Origin of the sequence: Candidatus Sulfurimonas marisnigri, from assembly GCF_015265475.1 — a bacterium.
GTDB classification, from domain to species: domain Bacteria; phylum Campylobacterota; class Campylobacteria; order Campylobacterales; family Sulfurimonadaceae; genus Sulfurimonas; species Sulfurimonas marisnigri.
Genome location: NZ_CP054493.1, coordinates 316475 through 335542, shown reverse-complemented (window position 1 = coordinate 335542; position 19068 = coordinate 316475). Strand labels below are relative to the sequence as shown.

General features: G+C 33.2%; 23 protein-coding genes. 13 read left to right on the top strand and 10 right to left on the bottom strand.

Features of this window, described 5'->3' with window-relative positions:
* Nucleotides 1-9: 9 nt before the first annotated feature.
* The gene (gene kdsA / locus HUE87_RS01780; RefSeq protein WP_194367042.1) at nt 10-801 is read right to left on the bottom strand and encodes a 3-deoxy-8-phosphooctulonate synthase; all 792 of its coding nucleotides are present in this window, start codon (nt 799-801) and stop codon (nt 10-12) included.
* Between the two features lie 55 nt (nt 802-856).
* On the bottom strand, nt 857-1762 hold the full coding sequence (locus HUE87_RS01775) for a DMT family transporter (RefSeq protein WP_194367041.1): 906 nt from the start codon (nt 1760-1762) through the stop codon (nt 857-859).
* Between the two features lie 53 nt (nt 1763-1815).
* Between HUE87_RS01775 and HUE87_RS01770 the strand changes: the two genes are divergently transcribed.
* The 4 genes from HUE87_RS01770 to HUE87_RS01755 all read left to right on the top strand — a co-directional run bounded on the left by HUE87_RS01770 (nt 1816) and on the right by HUE87_RS01755 (nt 4888).
* Nucleotides 1816-2853 carry a hypothetical protein gene (locus HUE87_RS01770; RefSeq protein ID WP_194367040.1) on the top strand — a complete coding sequence of 346 codons (1038 nt, stop codon included), beginning with the start codon at nt 1816-1818 and terminating at the stop codon, nt 2851-2853.
* Between the two features lie 72 nt (nt 2854-2925).
* Nucleotides 2926-3720: a DUF3108 domain-containing protein gene (locus tag HUE87_RS01765; RefSeq protein ID WP_194367039.1), complete on the top strand. Its 795-nt coding sequence runs from the start codon at nt 2926-2928 to the stop codon at nt 3718-3720.
* Between the two features lie 53 nt (nt 3721-3773).
* On the top strand, nt 3774-4529 hold the full coding sequence (locus tag HUE87_RS01760; RefSeq protein ID WP_194367038.1) for a DnaJ domain-containing protein: 756 nt from the start codon (nt 3774-3776) through the stop codon (nt 4527-4529).
* Nucleotides 4526-4888 (top strand): cytochrome C, encoded by a 363-nt coding sequence (locus HUE87_RS01755; RefSeq protein ID WP_229855185.1) that lies wholly within the window; start codon nt 4526-4528, stop codon nt 4886-4888. The genes HUE87_RS01760 and HUE87_RS01755 overlap by 4 nt, the downstream gene beginning before the upstream one ends.
* A 9-nt stretch (nt 4889-4897) precedes the next feature.
* Here the strand turns inward: HUE87_RS01755 and HUE87_RS01750 are convergent, their stop codons facing one another.
* Together HUE87_RS01750 and HUE87_RS01745 are read right to left on the bottom strand one after the other, a co-directional pair.
* Entirely contained in the window at nt 4898-6082 is a 1185-nt protein-coding gene (locus HUE87_RS01750) for an HD domain-containing phosphohydrolase (RefSeq protein WP_229855183.1), read from the bottom strand.
* 84 nt (nt 6083-6166) lie between these two features.
* Nucleotides 6167-6619, bottom strand: coding sequence for a phosphoribosyltransferase (locus tag HUE87_RS01745; RefSeq protein WP_194367037.1), 453 nt, complete (start codon nt 6617-6619; stop codon nt 6167-6169).
* A 60-nt stretch (nt 6620-6679) separates the two neighbouring features.
* Here HUE87_RS01745 and HUE87_RS01740 point away from each other — a divergent pair, with 60 nt between their 5' ends.
* The 3 genes from HUE87_RS01740 to der all read left to right on the top strand — a co-directional run bounded on the left by HUE87_RS01740 (nt 6680) and on the right by der (nt 9961).
* Nucleotides 6680-7669, top strand: a complete 990-nt coding sequence (locus tag HUE87_RS01740; protein WP_194367036.1) for a hypothetical protein — start codon at nt 6680-6682, stop codon at nt 7667-7669.
* A gap of 72 nt (nt 7670-7741) precedes the next feature.
* Complete coding sequence (locus tag HUE87_RS01735; protein WP_194367035.1) at nt 7742-8323, top strand: LPP20 family lipoprotein; 582 nt, start codon at nt 7742-7744, stop codon at nt 8321-8323.
* Between the two features lie 129 nt (nt 8324-8452).
* Complete coding sequence (gene der / locus HUE87_RS01730; protein WP_194367034.1) at nt 8453-9961, top strand: ribosome biogenesis GTPase Der; 1509 nt, start codon at nt 8453-8455, stop codon at nt 9959-9961.
* 63 nt (nt 9962-10024) lie between these two features.
* Here der and HUE87_RS01725 read toward each other — a convergent pair whose 3' ends face one another.
* On the bottom strand, nt 10025-10471 hold the full coding sequence (locus tag HUE87_RS01725) for a CopD family protein (protein WP_194367033.1): 447 nt from the start codon (nt 10469-10471) through the stop codon (nt 10025-10027).
* A complete protein-coding gene (hpf, locus tag HUE87_RS01720; protein ID WP_194367032.1) occupies nt 10471-10800 on the bottom strand; it encodes a ribosome hibernation-promoting factor, HPF/YfiA family in 330 nt (109 codons plus the stop codon). The genes HUE87_RS01725 and hpf overlap by 1 nt, the downstream gene beginning before the upstream one ends.
* Nucleotides 10801-10913: 113 nt before the next feature.
* Here hpf and trpS point away from each other — a divergent pair, with 113 nt between their 5' ends.
* Nucleotides 10914-11873 carry a tryptophan--tRNA ligase gene (gene trpS, locus HUE87_RS01715; protein ID WP_194367031.1) on the top strand — a complete coding sequence of 320 codons (960 nt, stop codon included), beginning with the start codon at nt 10914-10916 and terminating at the stop codon, nt 11871-11873.
* A 12-nt stretch (nt 11874-11885) separates the two neighbouring features.
* On the opposite strand, the gene HUE87_RS01710 is transcribed toward trpS, so the two are convergent.
* The 3 genes from HUE87_RS01710 to hemB form a co-directional block, all read right to left on the bottom strand.
* The gene (locus HUE87_RS01710; RefSeq protein WP_194367030.1) at nt 11886-13076 is read right to left on the bottom strand and encodes a multiheme c-type cytochrome; all 1191 of its coding nucleotides are present in this window, start codon (nt 13074-13076) and stop codon (nt 11886-11888) included.
* Nucleotides 13077-13080: 4 nt separating this feature from the next.
* Nucleotides 13081-14004: an ornithine carbamoyltransferase gene (argF, locus tag HUE87_RS01705; protein ID WP_194367029.1), complete on the bottom strand. Its 924-nt coding sequence runs from the start codon at nt 14002-14004 to the stop codon at nt 13081-13083.
* 68 nt (nt 14005-14072) lie between these two features.
* Nucleotides 14073-15047, bottom strand: a complete 975-nt coding sequence (hemB, locus tag HUE87_RS01700; RefSeq protein WP_194367028.1) for a porphobilinogen synthase — start codon at nt 15045-15047, stop codon at nt 14073-14075.
* An 82-nt stretch (nt 15048-15129) separates the two neighbouring features.
* Between hemB and ribA the strand changes: the two genes are divergently transcribed.
* The 4 genes from ribA to HUE87_RS01680 are packed head-to-tail and all read left to right on the top strand — an operon-like array spanning nt 15130 to nt 16912.
* Nucleotides 15130-15693: a GTP cyclohydrolase II gene (gene ribA, locus HUE87_RS01695; protein ID WP_194367027.1), complete on the top strand. Its 564-nt coding sequence runs from the start codon at nt 15130-15132 to the stop codon at nt 15691-15693.
* 9 nt (nt 15694-15702) lie between these two features.
* Complete coding sequence (gene rsmG / locus HUE87_RS01690) at nt 15703-16281, top strand: 16S rRNA (guanine(527)-N(7))-methyltransferase RsmG (protein ID WP_194367026.1); 579 nt, start codon at nt 15703-15705, stop codon at nt 16279-16281.
* Nucleotides 16281-16520, top strand: coding sequence for a PP0621 family protein (locus HUE87_RS01685; protein ID WP_194367025.1), 240 nt, complete (start codon nt 16281-16283; stop codon nt 16518-16520). The genes rsmG and HUE87_RS01685 overlap by 1 nt, the downstream gene beginning before the upstream one ends.
* Complete coding sequence (locus tag HUE87_RS01680; protein WP_194367024.1) at nt 16520-16912, top strand: hypothetical protein; 393 nt, start codon at nt 16520-16522, stop codon at nt 16910-16912. The genes HUE87_RS01685 and HUE87_RS01680 overlap by 1 nt, the downstream gene beginning before the upstream one ends.
* 4 nt (nt 16913-16916) lie before the next feature.
* Here the strand turns inward: HUE87_RS01680 and HUE87_RS01675 are convergent, their stop codons facing one another.
* The gene (locus HUE87_RS01675; RefSeq protein WP_194367023.1) at nt 16917-17933 is read right to left on the bottom strand and encodes an alanine racemase; all 1017 of its coding nucleotides are present in this window, start codon (nt 17931-17933) and stop codon (nt 16917-16919) included.
* A 92-nt stretch (nt 17934-18025) separates the two neighbouring features.
* On the opposite strand from HUE87_RS01675, the gene HUE87_RS01670 reads away from it, so the two are divergent.
* Nucleotides 18026-19021, top strand: a complete 996-nt coding sequence (locus HUE87_RS01670; protein WP_194367022.1) for an agmatine deiminase family protein — start codon at nt 18026-18028, stop codon at nt 19019-19021.
* Nucleotides 19022-19068 lie beyond the last annotated feature (47 nt).

Below are 19068 nucleotides of genomic sequence, written 5' to 3'. Positions count from 1 at the left end.
TCTATCTCCTTAAATTTCTTGTATTTTTTTAATTCTAACTATTAAACTCTCTAGCTCGTCAAGTTTTAGCATATTTGGCCCATCGCTAAGTGCTACACTTGGGTCAAAATGTGTCTCAAAAAAGAACCCATCAACACCAACTGCTGCTGCTGCAGAAGCTAAATATGGAACCATTGAGCTGTCTCCGCCTGTTTTTCCACCAAGAGCTCCCGGCATCTGAACAGAGTGAGTTGCATCAAACAAAACTGGTGCGAACTTTCTCATAACAACTAATGAACGCATATCTACAACCATGTTCCCATAACCAAAAGATGAACCTCTCTCGGTTAAAAAGATGTTATGTTTTTTAGCGTTTTCATAACTAACTTCATCACATCCTCGAGTCTTTAGTACTTTCATAACTGAGTACTGCATATCTGGCGGATTAATAAACTGCCCTTTTTTAATATTTACAATCTTATCTGTATTTGCACATGCAACAAGCAAGTCAGTTTGACGACATAAGAATGCTGGTATTTGAAGCATATCTACAACCTCAGCCACCGGTTTTACCTGAACTGATTCATGTACATCTGTAACTATTTTATAACCAAAATCATCTTTGACTTTTTGAAGGATTCTAAGTCCCTCTTCGATTCCTGGTCCACGAAAACTATCCAGTGATGTTCTATTTGCTTTGTCGAAACTAGCTTTAAAATAAAAATCTATAGTTTTATCTTCATGATATTTTTCTAAAGATTTAGCAATTTTAAAAATATTTTCTTCACTCTCGATTACGCAAGGCCCCGCAAGTAATGTCATAATATACCTTTTAAAAATAAAGTAGAGATTATATCATAATGGTTTTAATCTAAAATTACTTTTCTCTAGCCACCATAATTCCGGCAAAAACAATCAAAACTATTCCACATGTAGTTATTAAATTTGGAAGTGCATCACCAAGTAAAAGACCCACTAAAATAGCAAACACGATGTTTGTGTAACTAACAGCACCAACAATTCCGGCCTTTGTCTCTCCGTAGGCTTTTGTCATAAAATATTGAGAAAATGTTCCTAAAACACCAAGTCCAATCACATAAAGCCAAACTACACCTTTTGGCATAACAAACTCACCCAACATAAAATCTAGCTCTGACATGTAGAAATATTTTGACAACACAAAAAGAATAATTGGACCAATAGTTCCTACTAATGTGAAGGAGAGAACTATCGCTCTCGTGTCGTAATATTTTCTAAGTTCTCTAACTGAAGTGTATGCAAGTGCAGCACCAATACCACTGAATATTCCTAAAATATCATACTTAGTAAATCCAACTGCACTTGGCTGAGTGATAAGCAATATTCCCATAAATCCGACAAAAACAGCTAGCCATGCTTTTGGAGAGAGCTTCTCATTTAAAAACAGCCATGCAAAAATAGCTGTAAATATTGGAGCAGTTTTTGAAAAAGTAACAGCATCACCAAGCGGAATATGTGCAATATTATAAAAGTATGCAAGAAGTGCTGAAAAACCCATAGCACCACGAAAGAAAAGTAAAAATGGCTTTCCACCCTGATGAATCATAGGCTTTTTATACACAGCATATGTTATTAAAACTACACCAAAAACATTCCTAAAAAAAACAACCTCAAGTGAACTCATATGCTCACTTGCCAGCTTAGCAAACGCACCCATTATTGCGAATGTTAATGATGCCAAAAGCATATATTTAACGCCACTGTTTAATTGTTTGATTTGTTTCATAAGCGCCATTATACCCATCTAAATTTAATTAAAATATTGCTATAATTAACGAAATAACAAAAGGAAATATTTTGTCATCACAGTTAATATCTACTTTTCTTTTTTTGTTTTTTGCACTTAATTTAAGTGCTGAGACCAACAGTAGCAGTAATTTTTTTGAAACTTACATAGATGATAGTCAAAAAACGATTTCTAAAAAAGTCGTTAAATGGTCTAATGGTATTGATAAAACAGTTAGTAGCTTGTTAAACTCTTCTGATGAGAATATGGCTTGTAATGAGGAAACAATACAAAATTCAATTGACGAATTTTTTCAAAGTGAAAAATTTATTAATGAAACAGAAAAGAGCTATCTTCATATTCGTATAGGCTCTCATTTACAATCAAAAACTTCAACTACATTTAATTATAGAGTAAGTGCTCAGCTACCGTTAAGTAGAACTAAAAAGAACTATAAACTTTTTATTGATGACATTGAACAAAATTATTTTGATGACACTGCTTCTAACACTTCTGATGAAACTACTACGCCAGATATTGGGATTAACTACTTTGCCAAAGAGTTTCATAAGATAGAATCAAAGTACTCAATTGGTTTCAGAGGTTTCTCGGCTTTTATTCGTGCAAGATATAGTAAAACTTTCAAGGCAGGCAGATGGGTAATCGAACCAACTCAACAGTTTAAATACTCAACAAGGTATTTTAGCGAAGAAGAGACAAACATATATTTTGATAGAAAGCTAGATGATCTATCAATGTTTAGAGCCTCCCTTTATCGTAAAACAATGGCTCACTACAATGGCATGGATTACAGAGTTGCATTTTCTTACTATTTAACCCCAAAAACATATAGAGGAGTTAGTTTAAGTCAGATATTTTGGGGAAACACTAAATATAGATATACAATTGACAGCACAACACCTGCTACTCAGTCGGAACCTTTTGGAGGGATAAGTGACTATGTAACCACACTTAATTTCCGCAGAAGCATTTGGCGAAAATGGATTGCATATGAGGTGCAGCCGGCCATTAGTTTTCATAGAGAAAATGACTATAAAGTAAACTATATGTTACAATTAAAATTAAATTTTTATTTTGGTTCTATATAAAATTACCAAAACATATTAATATTATGTTAACCATTTTGTAGATATAATAGGAGATATAACAAGGAGTTTGCAATGAAGATTTTAGTAATGATGTTTTTATTTATAAACTTTTTATATGCTCAAGGTTTTTCAACGAGATATGATGTAAATGTTGGAATGTTTGGTAGAGTTGGTTATGCTGATTTAACCCTAAAAGAAAATGCTGAAAGTTATGAACTTAAACTAGTGGCAAAGACTGTTGATGTAGCAGCCTTTCTTTTAAACAACAGGGTTGAGATTTTTATAAGCAAGGGTAAAATTGTTAATGGAAAATACATCCCTGACACTTTTATAAAAACAAAAACAAAAACACGAAGCAATAAAGTTCAGAGCTACTATTTTAATCACGAAGAAAAAGAGATTACATTCGTAGAAGAGAAAACAAATCTAGTAAGTCAAACCGACTTTAATCCTTCGACCTTTGAATTTACAACAAGAGATGTTAAAGAGAGTTCAAAAGAGGAAATTACACTTGATGATTATATAGCTGATGATGTTCTAAGCTCTTATCTTAATACAAAATCAAGTTGTATAGATGGGCAAAAGAGCTATAATTTATTTGCAATTGGTGCACATAATGACGAAAATAGAGTTATGTTATCGTGTCTTGATGATACAAAAAAAGAGGCTACGGCATTATTGTTTTCTGATGGAGTTAAAAATATATATAATCTACATGTAGAGCCAATGGATAAAGATGAGACTACAGTAGATGTACTTGTAGCCTATGATAATGATGGTCTTTTAAAAGAAGCTGTGATGGACGAAGTTTTCTGGATTGGAAAGATTACGGCAAAACGTGTCTACCATAAAATCAGTAGAAAATAAATCTATATATTAATTTATACTTTCTATAATTTTACAAATAATAAAGGAGTGTTATGGGCAATTTGATACTATTGGCGATTTTAGGCGGATTTTTTTACTGGATATTTAAGAGCTACTCTCAATATACAACTTATTCACAGGAGGCTTTTAAAAATTTCTCTGTAAGTTTAGACTCTATAAGAAAAAGTGATTTAGGTCTTTTTGTAGCACTAGCTGCAAAGGTTGCAAAAGCTGATGGAAAAGTTGATGCTTTAGAAGCACAGCTTATTGGGATAATGTTTGACGATATCTCAGCTGTTTTCCCAGAACCTGAAAAAACCAAAGATATTTTAAAACAAATTTTCAATGAAGAGAAAGATAGATTTGACAACTTAGAAGATATAGCTCACACTTTAGGTCATGCTATTAAAAGAGATAGAGCTAAACAGCAACATTTTATGGGCTTTTTAATTCAACTTGCGTTTATTGACGGTGAAGTTAGTAAGAGTGAAGATGAAGTTCTTATAACAATTGCTGAAGCTTTTGAGTTTGACCCAAATGCTTACCATGCTATATTTGAGCAATTTGAAAAAATGATGGCAAACGTTCATCCAAAAGCAAACATAAATGATGCCTACAAACTCTTGGGTGTAAGTGAAAATGATGATTTAAGTGTTATTAAAAAAGCGTATAGAAGCTTGGTTCGTAAATATCATCCTGACATTATTAAATCTCAAAACAAAGATGAAGCTTATATGCAAGAAGCAACTGCAAAAACTCAAGAGATAAATCAAGCATATGAGATGATAAAAGAACATAAGAAGCAATGATTAATTTTAAAATAACATCGCTTTTCATACTTTTTGCTAGTTTAGCAGAAGCTAACGACATGAGTTCTTTGTTATTTAACGGAAACTGTATAACCTGCCATAAAGAGACACAAACTATATCAGCACCGTCTGTTGTAAAATTTAAAGAGGTGTATAAAAGTGCATTTCCTGTAAAAAAAGAGTTTGTCAACTATATGTCAAGTTGGGTATTAAACCCAAAAGAAGAGACTTCGCTTATGCACCACTCAATACAAAAGCATGGACTTATGCCAAACCTTAGTTATGATTTAGACACCTTAAGAGAAATTTCTGCTTATATATATGAAACAGATTTTACCAAAAGAGGCGGAAAGCACTAGAGTAAGTAATTAAGCCATCTTGTCAACAAACTTATCTCTAACTTCTAAAAATTCATCCAAATTATTAAAAAATATATCTACTAAATTTGGATCAAAATGTTTACCGCTCTGCTCTTTAAACATCTTGAATATTTTCTCATCATCCCAAGCTTTTTTATAGACTCTGTCACTCCCAAGAGCATCAAACACATCTGCCAGAGCTGTGATTCTTCCATATATAGTAATCTCTTCACCTTTTAAGCCATTTGGGTAACCTGTACCATCATATTTCTCGTGATGTTCATGAGCTACTGTTGCTGCAATTTTTAATAGCTGCTTGTCTGAATGTTTTAACATCTCATACCCCAGTTTTGCGTGAGAGTCCATTATTTTCTTCTCTTGCTCATCAAATCTTCCAGGCTTATTTAAAATTGAATCAGCAATTCCAACCTTCCCTATATCATGCATAGGACTAGCTTGTTTTAAAAGCTCGGCTTCATATTCGTGCATTCCAGAGTGAATAGCGAGTAATTTTGAGTATTCAGCAACTCTTTTTACATGGTTACCGGTCTCTTTACTTCTGCTCTCACCAATAGTACCCATAGTGAAGATAATCTCTTTTTGCGTCTCTTTTACATCTTTATTTAGAGATACTATTTCTATAATTTTTTCATTGACCTGATCTTCTAAATAGTTGTTTATATTTTCGAGTTCGCTTTTTAGCTCCTCAACCTCTTTTTGTGCTGTAATATCATGTCGAACTGCAGTGTAGCCAATGTGCTCACCATTATCATTATAGTCCGCTTCAATATTAGCAAGAACCCAGTAGTATCCGCCATCTTTTTTTCTGTTTTTTACTTCTCCTGACCATTTTTGTGTATGATGAAGGGTATCCCACATTTTTTTAAAAGCTTCCTTTGGCATATCAGGATGTCTAACAATGCTATGAGGTTTTCCTATAAGTTCATAATCTTCGTAATCACTTATTTTACAGAATGCTTCACTTACATGAGTGATAATACCTGTTAAATCAGTTTTAGAGAATATTACATTTTTATCAAATGAATTTACATAATTTTCTAAATCTTTTACTTTTTTCACAATCTCTTTTTTCAAATGATAGCGCTGTTTGATATTAAGGTAAAGTGCAAATAATAGAATAAATGTAATAACAGCTGTTATTATAAATAAATTTGTCATATCTAGTGAATACATGCATCGCTCCAAGAAATAAATAGTATATATTTAACAAAAATTATAACAAGAATTATCAGAATAAGCTTTTAATAAGATTAAATTTCAATATGACTCTTTTATGAAATCTCTCTCCCAAAAAAAGTCTATCCAGTCATCGGCCTCATTTACCCAAAAATCTGGCTCATAAATGGATGTTTTTTTATAAAAAAGAGTTGCAGACTTAAACTCTACTTCCTTAAAACAACCTCTTAAATGTTTCATTACTGCATTCAATGTGTCGCCGCTATCTGCTATATCATCAACAACCAGCACTTTTTTTATATCTGTAAAGTCAGCACTTCCAAATATAGTCAACTCTTCTCTTTTACATGTTTCATCATAAAGTTCTGTTCTTATGCTTTGAACATCTCTTATATTTAAGCCCTCTGCCATCACATGTGAAAGAGCAAGTCCACCTCTGGCTACTGCTACTATCACATCAAACTCAGACTTCTTAACCTGAGAAATCAATTTGTTTGTATCATTTTTAAAATTTTCATAAGAGTAATATTTCATAATCGTATTATACTAGTTTAAAATTATTTTGATAGAATTCTTTCAAAACAAGGACAATATATGTATAAAAATATTATATTAGCGCTTATAATAGCACTAATTGCAGGTTGTTCTTCGCAACCAAAACCAGAGCCTGACAATATTCCAACGTGGTATACAAATATACCAAAAGACAATCTACTTCTTTATGCTGTTGGAACATCTGACACTATTGAAAAAGCAAAAAAAGTTGCTGTCTATTCTATGAGAGTCTCTCTGAGCACCGAGCTAGATGAATCTTTTAAAAGCTCTTCTCATCTACTTCAACCTTTAGATGATGATACACTTAAAAAAATTTCAGAACAAAACTCTGACATTTCAAAAAAATTGTACCTTAATCATATAAAACTAGTAAAATCAAAAAATTATAAAGGTGAGGTTCTTGTTCTTATAAGCATATATAAGGAAGAAATATATCAATCACTAAAAATAATTTCTGATGCAAAAATGTCACGAGTTAAACAAGAAAAAAGTTTAATTACTGCAAAAACAGATATAGAAAAATTCGTTGCACTTGACCCACTTATGTTAGAGTACCATACTCTTGCATCACTCACTGGCTATAAAGAGTTATTGAAATATACATATAATTCTGATGATGAATTTAGATTTTTAAGACTTATGAAAGATGAGTATGATGAAATAAAATCAAATCTAAATATATATATTCTAGCCGATGGAAACTCAAGGTTTTTCTCATCAATTATAAAAAATGCCATAGAAGAGAAAGGCTTAAATGCAGCAAATAGCACAGACAACAAAAACTCTTTTAAGCTTCTAATTACATCAAAAACTGATGAATCTCAGGAATACAGTTTTAATAAATCTAAATCTCTTATCAAATTTACGCTCTTTGATAAAGAGAAAAAGGAAGTAGCATTTAGACAGCATACATTTATTGGAAAATCTAGAAAAAACCTAATAGAGGCTAAAGAACAATCGGCAATCAATCTGAGAAGTAAAATAAAGCAACTTGGTGTCTTTGACTTTATCGGAATTAAAAAGCACTAGCAGAGCTTAGTTAGTAAATATTATTTAAGATTAAAGCTGATACAATGATTTCAAATAAAAGGAGAGATATATATGACTAAAGTTATTTCATCAATTGCATTGGCAGGTCTATTGGCTGCTACTATTACAGGATGTTCAAAGAAAGACGTTAAACCAGAAGAGGTTGAGTTCAATAATATTTGTAAACAAGAAAATGTACCAGCTCCTGATTGGACATGTAGACCGTCAGCGGATGGTGCCTATGCTGGTGTTGGTGTTGCTCAAAAAAGCGCTGCTGGAATGGGTCATATGAGACGAGTTGCAGTAGCTAACGGTCGCTCAGATTTAGCTCAGCAGATTAGTACACTTGTAAAAGATAAGATTTCTTTATATACTGGCACAACTGGTGTTGCTGGAAGTGAAACTGTTGATCAAACAACAGAAACTGTAACTAAACAGGTCGCAAAAGTTGACCTAATTGGTTCAAAATCTATTGATACGTGGAATGCTCCATCTGGTGCACTATACATGTTAGTGACTGTATCAAAACAATCTGCTAATGAACAAATCAAAAATAATCTTAAAACGAGTTTCAAAAATGATCAAGCTCTATGGCAACAATTTAAAGCCAAGAACGCTTTAGAAGGTTTAGAAAAAGAATTTTCTGATAACTAGTGACTAAAACTCCCCACAAAGAGGGAGTTTCCTCAAGCAAGATTTTAACTCCTAAAATTTAACTCTTTATTTTAGATATAATTCCAAATAAACTACAAATATTTCTTCACTTAAAGCAAGGCAACAAACATGAAAAAAATTGCAATTATTGGTCGTCCAAATGTTGGCAAAAGTTCACTTTTTAATAGACTGGTTAAAAAAAGAGATGCTATAACATCTGAACAAGCAGGTACAACAAGAGATGTAAAAAGGCGACCGGTAACAATCATAAACAAGCAGGCTCTACTGTTGGACACTGGCGGTTTAGATAAGGGTTGTGAGCTATTTGACAAGATTAAAGAGATGTCACTTAAAGCAGCCTATCAGGCTGACATAATTCTTTATATGGTTGATGGCAAAGGCTTACCAGAAGATGAAGATAAAAAACTTTTTTATGAACTTCAAACTATGGGTAAAGATGTAGCTCTTATTGTAAATAAAATAGACAATGATAAAATGAAAGAGAAACTTTGGGATTTCTATGAGTTTGGAACAGATGCTATCTTTGGCATATCTGTAGCTCATAATAGACATACAGTTGAGCTTCTTGATTGGGTAGCCAGTAAGATTCCAGATTCTGACATTATAAAAGAAGCTTTTGAAGAAGGTAATGAAGAAGGTAATGATGAAATCACCATAATTCGTGAAGATTTAAGTGATGAAGATTTCTTTGCAAATACACAAGACCAAGATGAAGAAGATGATGGATTTACATATTGGGATGAAGATGAAATGGATGGTGCCATTGATGATGAAAACTCTATTTTTGCCCAAAATGACAAGATAAAAGAGTTTAATGAAGATGATATAAATCACATTAAAATCTCTATTATCGGTCGTACAAATGTTGGTAAAAGCTCACTTTTAAATGCTCTTTTAGGTGAAGAGAGATCTGTTGTCAGTAGCGTAGCAGGCACAACAATTGACCCAATTGATGAGAGTATTGTCTACAAAGGAAAACAGCTTACTTTCGTAGATACAGCAGGTCTTAGACGTCGCGGTAAGATAATAGGTATAGAAAAATTTGCTCTAATGAGAACAACAGAGATGCTGGAAAATTCAAATATGGCACTTGTTATTTTAGATGCAAGTGAGCCTTTTTTAGACCTTGATGAGAAAATTGCCGGTCTTGTAGACAGTAATAAACTCGCTTGTATAATCGTTCTAAATAAGTGGGATATATCAAAAAGAGATGAGCATGATAAAATCATTCAAAGCGTAAGAGACAGATTTAAGTTCTTAGCTTATGCACCAATTATCACACTATCTGCAAAATCGCACCAAAGAGTTGATAAACTTAATGATATGATTTTAGAGATAAATGAAAACTACTCACAACGAATTACAACTTCACAACTAAATGATGCTATGGAAAAAGCGATGAGAAAACATCATCTTCCAAGCATGCATGGTCAAGTTATTAGAATCTACTATGCAACGCAGTACGAGACTAGACCGCCTAAAATAGCGATAGTCATGAATAAGCCTAAAGGTCTTCACTTTACATACAGAAGATACTTAACAAATAAACTAAGAGAGTCTTTCAATTTTACAGGAACACCTGTTCTTTTTAAAGCAAAAAAGAGAGGCGAGAAGTAGAAACATTCTCTACTCTAACCAAGAATGTTTAGTGTAGTCGCGAATGCGACTAGCATATAAGTACTAAAATGGTTTAAAAATCACCAACGCAACAATAGCCAACAACAGAAGAGTTGGAACTTCATTATAGACACGGAAAAATTTTCCACTTTTTGTACACTCATTATTTAAAAATTTATTTCTATAATAACCCATTGAAAAAAAGTATCCCATTAAAACTACAACCAAAAATATCTTAGCGTGCAACCAACCGCCAGTTGACATTATGTTAACTCCACCATAATGTGAAGTTGATAAAAATATCATAGCCACACCACTAACTACAGTTGCCCACATAGATGGAACACCAATATATTTATATATTTTCATTTCCATTACTTTTACAACTTCAACAAAACCTTCATTATCAATATTTTCTGCATGATATACGAATAGCCTTGGCATGTAAAACAACACGGCGAACCATGAAGTAAATGACAATATATGGAACCAAATAATCCAACTATACATTAGTTATCTAATGTTTCCAAGTCTTTTACTGAAGTGCTTTGGTGTGAAACTACTTTTTCATGTAAACGGCGAAGTGCTTTTGTAGCTCTGTCAATTGCTAAATCAATTGCAGCATCCAAGTTATCGTCTACTTGAGAAATAACAATTGGCTGAGCGCGGGCAACATGAATATCAAATTCTATAGAAACACCTTTTTTTTCAGCTTGCAGATGAACATTTACTGACGTAATATCTAACGAATATTTTTTGAAGCTCTCAATTGCAGATTCGATGTGAGCTCTTGTGCTCGACTGTAGTGTAATGTCCTTCGCGTGTACTTGTACGTTCATAATAAATCCTTTAATATTGCAGCCTAACTGCTCTGTATAACTTATATGATAGCGAAATAAAGCTAAAAAATGTATAATGTCATAAATTTATAAATTATTTTGGAGTCTTACATATGAGAGTTTTAACAGGTATTCAGCCATCTGGTGACTTACACATAGGGAACTATTTTGGTTCTATTAAACAGATGGTAGAAGCTCAGAAAACAAGTCAAACTTTTGCATTTATTGCTAACTATCATGCAATGACTAGTGGTGGTAAAGATTTATCGAAATTAACAATGCAGTGTGCGACAGACTTTTTAGCACTAGGTATTGATCCAAATAAATCTGTTTTTTGGGTTCAGTCAGATGTTAAAGATGTGCTTGAGCTATATTGGGTTTTATCTTCATTTACTCCTATGGGATTACTAGAACGAGCTCACAGTTACAAGGATAAAACAGCTAAAGGTATTGCTGCAAACCATTCACTTTTTTCTTACCCTGTTTTAATGGCAGCAGATATTTTACTATATGGCTCAGAAGTTGTTCCAGTGGGGAAAGATCAAATTCAACATGTAGAGATAGCAAGAGACATAGCAACTAAATTTAACAACCAATATGGTGATATTTTAGTTATGCCAGAATTTCGTGTTCAAGAAGATGTTCAAACTGTTCCAGGAATAGATGGCCTAAAGATGTCTAAGAGTTATGGAAATGTTGTAAATATATTTGGCGAAGAGAAGAAACAGATGAAAACCATCAAAAAAATTGTTACTGAAAATGTAGCAATGGAAGAGCCAAAAGAGTATGCAAACTGCAACGTTTACAACATGGCAAAACTATTTTTAGAGGGTGACAATCTCTTGGCGCTTCAAGAGAGGTACAAAAGTGGTGGAGAGGGTCACGGCCATTTTAAAATTTATCTTGGAGAAGTTATGTGGGAGTACTTTAGAGAGTTTAGAAATAAACGTGAATATTTCCAAAACAATCAAGATGAAGTTAGAGAAATTTTAAATTTAGGGGCAAATAAAGCAAAAGAAATTGCAATGCCTACAATTGAGAAAATCAGATCTGTTACAGGGGTAAGATACTAAAAAGTATCTTACCTATTTTAGCCTTATCTTTTTTGCGGCTACTAAGCTCTCTTTAGCCCAAATCTTATCTTTAAGCTTTAAGATAGAACGAACCTCATCATTAACCAATCTATAATATAGCTCAACCTTAATACTTTTAGCACCTTTAACATTAGGAACTTTAAAAACCTTTTCTCCATTAGCCGGAATACTCATATCTTCTGAAGCTTTTTCAGCCGCATGAGGAATTGTTGGCCTACCGCCCCTTCTTGTATAATGTGTAGTCAAAGAGATTCTTTTATTTTTAATCTCTTTTACACCATTTTTATATGTCACATCTACTATTAATTCTCTTGCACCAAAACCACTTGGAATATTATGAGGCTGTGGATTTGATATAACAATTATTATATTATCTTTTTTCTGAGTTAATTTTATATCTAATGCATCTTTCCACATACTAAATACATGTGCACCTTCAAAACCATGTTTTCTTACTTCTCTCTTTTTTGGTTTTCCATTATCTATAGGAAGCGTTGAAGCAGCACCTGTTTTTCTAGGTCCCATGTGACAATCGACACAAGATTTTTTACCTTTTTTATATTCTGAAAGCATATCTGTGAAAACTAGACCTTTAACAGACTTATCATTCGCATGGCATACAAAACAGAGTTTATCTGAATTTGTATCCATAAAATCACGATATTGTGTTTTGTGATAAGGTGAATTAGCATCTTTGTACGGTCCTGCCATTATTCCTGATTTCATCCATTTTACGCGGTTCATACCTCTTGCTGACTCATCCTTATTTGTATGTATTTTATCTATATTGTGACAAACAGCACAGTTTATTCCCTCATTGATAGAGTCCGAATTTACAGCTTTGTTTACGGCAGAATCTTTGTCTAAATTCATAGCCGCTATTATTTCATAACTTTCACTAGTACCAGTAACAGAAATTCTTGGATTATGACAAGTTGCACACTCAATCTTTACGCTATTTAGACTTTTTCTTGTTTTTTTACTTATGTAATCAATAGACGCTCTAAAGTATTCGTCATTTTTATAATGACTTTTAGCGTGTTGAGATTTTTCCCACTCTTGTACTATAGGCATATGACACGCCTGACATTTATCAGATGTTTGAAATTTTTCATCAACTTTTACTACCGTTGCAGCACCTAACGACACAATAAAAGTTATAATCACTAATAATATTCTCATTCTTCTAACCTTTTTGTTTATTTAACCAAACCATCAAGCCCTTTTGAGCATGGAGCCTATTTTCAGCCTCATTAAAAACTATCTCAGAGTGTTTATCAAAAACTTCTTCACTCACTTCAAGACCTCTATAAGCAGGAAGACAGTGTAAAAACTTAGCACCACTTTGTGCCAAACTCATCATCTCTTCATCAACCATAAAACCACTGAATACTTTTATACGTTCTTCTTTTTCTTCTTCCTGCCCCATTGAGGTCCAAGTATCAGTTGTTACAACAGTTGCACCTTTTACAGCAACTTGAGGATCATTAGTTGTAGTAATAATTGCTCCACTCTCTTTAGCAAGTTCAAGAGCTTGAGTTAAAATATCACTATCAACTTCATACCCTTTTGGAGTAGCGATTCTAAGTTCAAACCCTAGTTTTGCACAAAGCATCATCCAAGAGTGTGTCATATTATTTCCATCACCGACATAAGCAGCAACTATATTTTTTTCTGCACTATATTCAACTAAGGTCATATAATCTGCTAAAAGTTGGACAGGGTGATAGGAGTCTGTAAGTCCATTAATAACTGGTACTTTTGAGTAACGTGAGAACTCTTCTATCATTGAGTGTTCAAAGGTTCTAATCATTACCATATCACACATACTTGAAATTACTCTTGCAGTATCTTTTATTGGCTCACCACGACCTAGATGAATATCACGATTAGACAAAAACAGAGCATGTCCGCCTAGTTGAAACATTCCTGTTTCAAAACTAACTCTTGTTCTTGTTGAACTTTTTTCAAAAATCATACCCAAAGTCTGGTTTTCCAGTTCTTTTTTGTAAATTTTTAACTTCAAATTTTTTTTAATTTCAAGTCCGATATCAATAATTTCTAAAATCTCTTCTTTCGTAAAGTCTTTTAGTGTCAAAAAATGTCTCAATATTTTCCCCAAATTTTTATTATATAACTATATTTATGTTGCCATTCTATAGGTAGTTATCTTTAAAACTACTTATTAAGCAACATCTTTGCAACTTCTTTTGCATGATAAGAGATAATGATATCTGCCCCAGCACGCTTAAAACTGACCATAGTCTCCATTACAACTCTATTGTAATCAATTAAATTGTGTTTACCTGCAAGTTTTAACATAGCATATTCACCGCTCACATTATAAACAGCCATTGGCAAAGATGTACTATCTTTTATTTCACGTACTATGTCTAAATATGCAAGAGCAGGTTTTACCATCAGTATGTCTGCACCTTGTGCTTCATCTTCAATACTCTCAGCAATCGCTTCTCTTCTGTTTGCTGGATCCATTTGATACGAAGCACGGTCACCAAAACTTGGTGTTGATTCTGCTACATCTCTAAACGGTCCATAGTATCCCGATGCAAATTTAGTCGAGTAGCTCATGATTGGTAAATTCTCAAATCCTGCACCATCAAGAGCTTCTCTTAGAGTCTCAATTATTCCATCCATCATTCCAGACGGCGCGATCATGTCTGCTCCAGCCTTTGCGTGAATGACAGCCTGCTGTCCTGATATTTCAAGTGTTGCATCATTATTTACAGTTTCATTTTTTTCGTCAATTATCCCACAGTGTCCATGGTCTGTATATTCACAAAAGCACAAATCAGTTACTACGAACATCTCTGGATGAGTCTCTTTAATAGCTCTTATTGCAGTAGCAATAATTCCGTGTTCACAAAGAGAATCTGAACCAATAGAATCTTTTACATCAGGAATTCCAAAAAGAATAATAGAGTAAAGTCCAATCTTTTTCAACTCTTCGCACTCTTTTAAAATTTCATCTAAACTCATCTGAAAAACACCAGGCATAGAAGCCACTTCTGTTTTAATCCCTTCACCTGAACGAACAAATAGTGGATAGATAAAATCAGTTATATTTACATTTGTCTCACGAACTAGTGAGCGAAGATGTCCATTAAGACGAGTTCTACGAAATCTTTGAAACATAATTAAGTCCTTAAAAGTTTTTTTTGCTATAATTTTTAAAAATTTATTTTATCGTTTTAAAGTTAAAAGTAGGGTACATTAATTGAATATAGATATTTCTGAAGTAGCAAACTTACCATCTAGATTTGGAGACTTCAAAGTTAAAGCCTTTAAAGAGGGCAACAAAGAACATCTTGTAATTTATAAAGACGCTCTTGATGAAATTCCAATAGTAAGAGTTCACTCAGAGTGTTTAACTGGAGATGCCATTGGGAGTCTTAAGTGTGATTGCAGAGATCAACTAGAGTATGCTCTAAAACTTGCTGAAGAAACTAATGGAATTGTTATTTATCTTAGGCAAGAGGGTAGGAATATTGGTCTTTTAAATAAGATAAACGCTTATGCTTTGCAAGATAAAGGTTTAAACACCATAGAGGCTAATCACCAGCTTGGTTTTGGGGCTGATGAGAGAACATATGAGATGGTAACATATATACTCCATCACTTCAACATTCATAAGATTAAACTGCTTACAAACAACCCTGACAAAGTAAACTCCATAAGCGATATAGAAATTGTTGAGCGTATTCCTATTATTATGCAATCAAACATACATAATAAAGATTATTTAAATGTTAAAAAAGATGACATGGGTCATCTACTCTAAAGGATACTATTGGATTTAAAATCAGCACTTCAAGATGATAATATCAACTTGCCGGACAACTTTTTCTACAACATACAAAAATTTAAAGAGCAGCTTTTCAAATGGAATAAAATCCATAATCTAACTGGTGCAAAAGATGAAAAAACAATAGATGAGTTTATATATGATGCCGTTTTCCCAATAAGTTTTTTACCAAAAACTAAAAATCTTTTAGATATAGGCACCGGGGCTGGTTTTCCTGGTATGATTTTAGCCTTTGGTCTTCCTGACACACAAGTTACTTTAGTTGAACCACTCGCAAAACGTGCTAGTTTTTTGCAGTTTATAAAGGCAGATTTAGGACTGGATAATGTTAGAGTTGTAAAAAAACGGGTTGAAGACATGGAGAGTGAGATTTTCGAACTTGTAACTTCTAGAGCTGTTACAGACACAAATATGCTTTTAAAACTAAGTGAAAACTTTCGTGATGAAAACTCAAAACTTCTTTTTTATAAAGGTGAAAAAGTTTATGATGAAGTAGGAAATGATTTAAAGCATAAAATAATAAAGACCAAGAATAGACACTACTTACTTATTGGAGAAGATTAATGATACTAAAAGTTCTTTTACTTGTTGGGGTTATCGCAGTAGTATACTTTTTTTTCATCAAGAAAAAACCTGCAGTTACGCAATCAAATAAAAACAGTAAAAAAAATAAAGTTAAAGATGAAGTTCAAAGCAGTGATATGGTTGAGTGTTCTACATGTGGGATCTATTGTGCATTAGACGACACACTTCTAAGCAACAACAAATACTACTGCTCAACTGAGTGTTTGGAGAAAGCATAATGCTTTTTTTCGGACATAGATTTATAACTAGTGAAAACTTTTATCATATTCCAAATATAGATGCCATAAAGAATACTCCACCATCTTCAACTCTATATGTTGAGTTCAGTGAAGATAATCTGGACATCATAAAACACACCATTCAAAACTCAATTTCTCTCGCTGTGGAAGTTATTAATATCACCCAAATAGTATACGCTTCTGCCTTAGGGGTCGCATTTATTATAGTTCCCAAAGAGTTGGCAAAAACTGCCCAAAATCTGGCAGAAAACTATCTCTTTGATGCAAAGATTTTAGTCTATATAGAAGAAGAAAGTGAGATTGAAGAACTCGCTATTTTAGGAGTTGACGGTGTTATTTGTTCTAACGCTATTATAAAAATAAACTCTTGAGATTCTAAACAATTTTTCTAAAAATATCAGACTTTAAAGATGTTAAAACTTCATAACTTATAGTGCCGGCATAAGGAGCTACTTGTGCAGCATCGTCAAATATTAAGAGCTCATCTTTATCGCTTAAAAACGAACTGTTATCCATGGAAATTCTGCCGACTAGTTCTTCATTATCTGGTGTTTTATATCCGTTTGCGCAACTTCTAAAAAAGCCGTCACCATAACCAAAATCATAATTACTGACTTTGCAGCTATCATTAGCTTCGTAGTCACCACCATAACCAACCCTTTGCCCTTTTCTCAACTCTCTTGATGATACTTTATTTGCATAGAGTGATAAAACAGGTTTTAAATTTTCTACATGTAGAGATTTTGGAAGTTTCATACAGCCATAAGCGGCAATTCCAACTCTTGCCATATCTTCGTCAAACTCTACATGTCGAAATAACGAAGCTGAATTTGATGAGTGAAACCTAAGATTAGAAAATCCAAATTCTTTAGCCAACTCTTTTGAATTCTTTTTTACACTTTTAAAGTTGTCATTTTGCCAAAACCACTCACTTGTAAGTTCATCTGCACTTCTATGGTGAGTAAATACGGCTTCGAAAACCAGTCCTGCTTCTTTTATTTTCACAAAGGCTTCTTGAAGCTCACTTACATCAATGCCGTTACGGTGCATTCCAGTATCTACTTTTAGCTCTACTTTTGTGCCAGAAGGAAATTTTGAGATGCTTTTTAAATCATTTATTGTGTATCTTATTTTATCACTTTTGTTTTTAGGAATTTCGCCCAATACCAGAATATACTCAAAAAACTCTTCTATAAATTTTGCCTCTTTACATGTACGGACAACTGCTTTTTTAACTCCATACTCTTTTGCCAAGGCCGACATTTCTAAAAGTCCGTGCCCGTACCCGTTATCTTTTAAAACTAATGCTATTTTATCTACGCTTTTGGTATGTTCTGCGATAATATCGAGATTATTAAAAAAGTTGTTTTTATTTAAAGTTATATAAGCCATAGGGGAATTATACCAAAGAAATACTCTCGCCACTAGGCGTAGCTTCAGTGAGGGGAATTTTTTCGGACTTGTTAGTAAAAAAGGAGAATAGAGTGAAAAGATTGATTGCAGAGTTTGAAGAACAAAGTTTTACGCAAATTATATTTCCACATGCTAAAACAGACTGGGTAGAGTACTTGGATGAAGCAGAAACAACATTTACTAATATTATTAATGAAATAATTAAATACCAGAAATGCCTTGTTGTCTGTTCAGATATAGAAGATGTGAAGAGCAGATTTGAGCATAATGTAAACCTTTACTTTGTCGAGTACGAGACTAATGACACTTGGGCTAGAGACTCCTCTGCTCTTTGCATAGAAGATAGTTCACATGTAAAACTATTGGATTTTAATTTTACTGGCTGGGGCGGTAAATTTGACGCTTCAAAAGACAACGCTATGAGTCAGGCACTTCAAAAAAACTATAACAAAGAACTTCTACATGTAGAGTTGGATTTAGAGGGTGGAGCAGTTGAGAGCAACGGTATAGACACTATACTTACAACATCAGAGTGTATGCTAAATAAAAACAGAAATTCCTCTTTAAGCCCTTCACAAATCACTCAAATACTGCAATATGAGTTTGGGATGAATAAGATTTTATATCTAAATCACGGCTATCTAGCAGGTGACGACACAGATTCACATGTAGACACTTTGGCAAGATTTATAGATGAAAAAACAATAATGTATGTTACATGCAAGAATGAGAGTGATGAACACTTCAAAGAGTTAAAGCTTATGCAAAAAGAGCTTTTAGAGTTTTCAAAAGTTTATGGTTTGCAGCTTATCGAACTCCCAATGACAGACGCTATCCACTTTGAAGATGAAAGATTACCTGCGACTTATGCCAACTTCTTATTTGTTAATGGTGCAGTTTTAGTCCCAACTTACGGAGTCACACAAGATGAAGAGGCACTAGATATTTTTAGAAAAACTTTCACTGACAAAGAGATAGTTGCCATTAATTGTATGGCCCTAATAAAACAACACGGTTCACTTCACTGCGTCACTATGAACTTTGCCAAAGAAGTTGATATTATCTAAAATAATATACATTAAATTTATAATTATAAATTATATGATAGTATGTA

Excerpts from the sequence above, each read along its gene's own strand:
- hemB (WP_194367028.1), bottom strand. The coding sequence starts at position 15,047 with ATGTTTCAAAGATTTCGTAGAACTCGTCTTAATGGACATCTTCGCTCA.
- trpS (WP_194367031.1), top strand. The coding sequence starts at position 10,914 with ATGAGAGTTTTAACAGGTATTCAGCCATCTGGTGACTTACACATAGGG.
- HUE87_RS01735 (WP_194367035.1), top strand. The coding sequence starts at position 7,742 with ATGACTAAAGTTATTTCATCAATTGCATTGGCAGGTCTATTGGCTGCT.
- HUE87_RS01675 (WP_194367023.1), bottom strand. The coding sequence starts at position 17,933 with ATGGCTTATATAACTTTAAATAAAAACAACTTTTTTAATAATCTCGAT.
- HUE87_RS01745 (WP_194367037.1), bottom strand. The coding sequence starts at position 6,619 with ATGAAATATTACTCTTATGAAAATTTTAAAAATGATACAAACAAATTG.
- HUE87_RS01755 (WP_229855185.1), top strand. The coding sequence starts at position 4,526 with ATGATTAATTTTAAAATAACATCGCTTTTCATACTTTTTGCTAGTTTA.
- HUE87_RS01760 (WP_194367038.1), top strand. The coding sequence starts at position 3,774 with ATGGGCAATTTGATACTATTGGCGATTTTAGGCGGATTTTTTTACTGG.
- HUE87_RS01740 (WP_194367036.1), top strand. The coding sequence starts at position 6,680 with ATGTATAAAAATATTATATTAGCGCTTATAATAGCACTAATTGCAGGT.
- HUE87_RS01685 (WP_194367025.1), top strand. The coding sequence starts at position 16,281 with ATGATACTAAAAGTTCTTTTACTTGTTGGGGTTATCGCAGTAGTATAC.
- HUE87_RS01710 (WP_194367030.1), bottom strand. The coding sequence starts at position 13,076 with ATGAGAATATTATTAGTGATTATAACTTTTATTGTGTCGTTAGGTGCT.
- HUE87_RS01765 (WP_194367039.1), top strand. The coding sequence starts at position 2,926 with ATGAAGATTTTAGTAATGATGTTTTTATTTATAAACTTTTTATATGCT.
- hpf (WP_194367032.1), bottom strand. The coding sequence starts at position 10,800 with ATGAACGTACAAGTACACGCGAAGGACATTACACTACAGTCGAGCACA.
- HUE87_RS01750 (WP_229855183.1), bottom strand. The coding sequence starts at position 6,082 with ATGTATTCACTAGATATGACAAATTTATTTATAATAACAGCTGTTATT.
- kdsA (WP_194367042.1), bottom strand. The coding sequence starts at position 801 with ATGACATTACTTGCGGGGCCTTGCGTAATCGAGAGTGAAGAAAATATT.
- der (WP_194367034.1), top strand. The coding sequence starts at position 8,453 with ATGAAAAAAATTGCAATTATTGGTCGTCCAAATGTTGGCAAAAGTTCA.
- HUE87_RS01725 (WP_194367033.1), bottom strand. The coding sequence starts at position 10,471 with ATGTATAGTTGGATTATTTGGTTCCATATATTGTCATTTACTTCATGG.
- HUE87_RS01680 (WP_194367024.1), top strand. The coding sequence starts at position 16,520 with ATGCTTTTTTTCGGACATAGATTTATAACTAGTGAAAACTTTTATCAT.
- HUE87_RS01775 (WP_194367041.1), bottom strand. The coding sequence starts at position 1,762 with ATGGGTATAATGGCGCTTATGAAACAAATCAAACAATTAAACAGTGGC.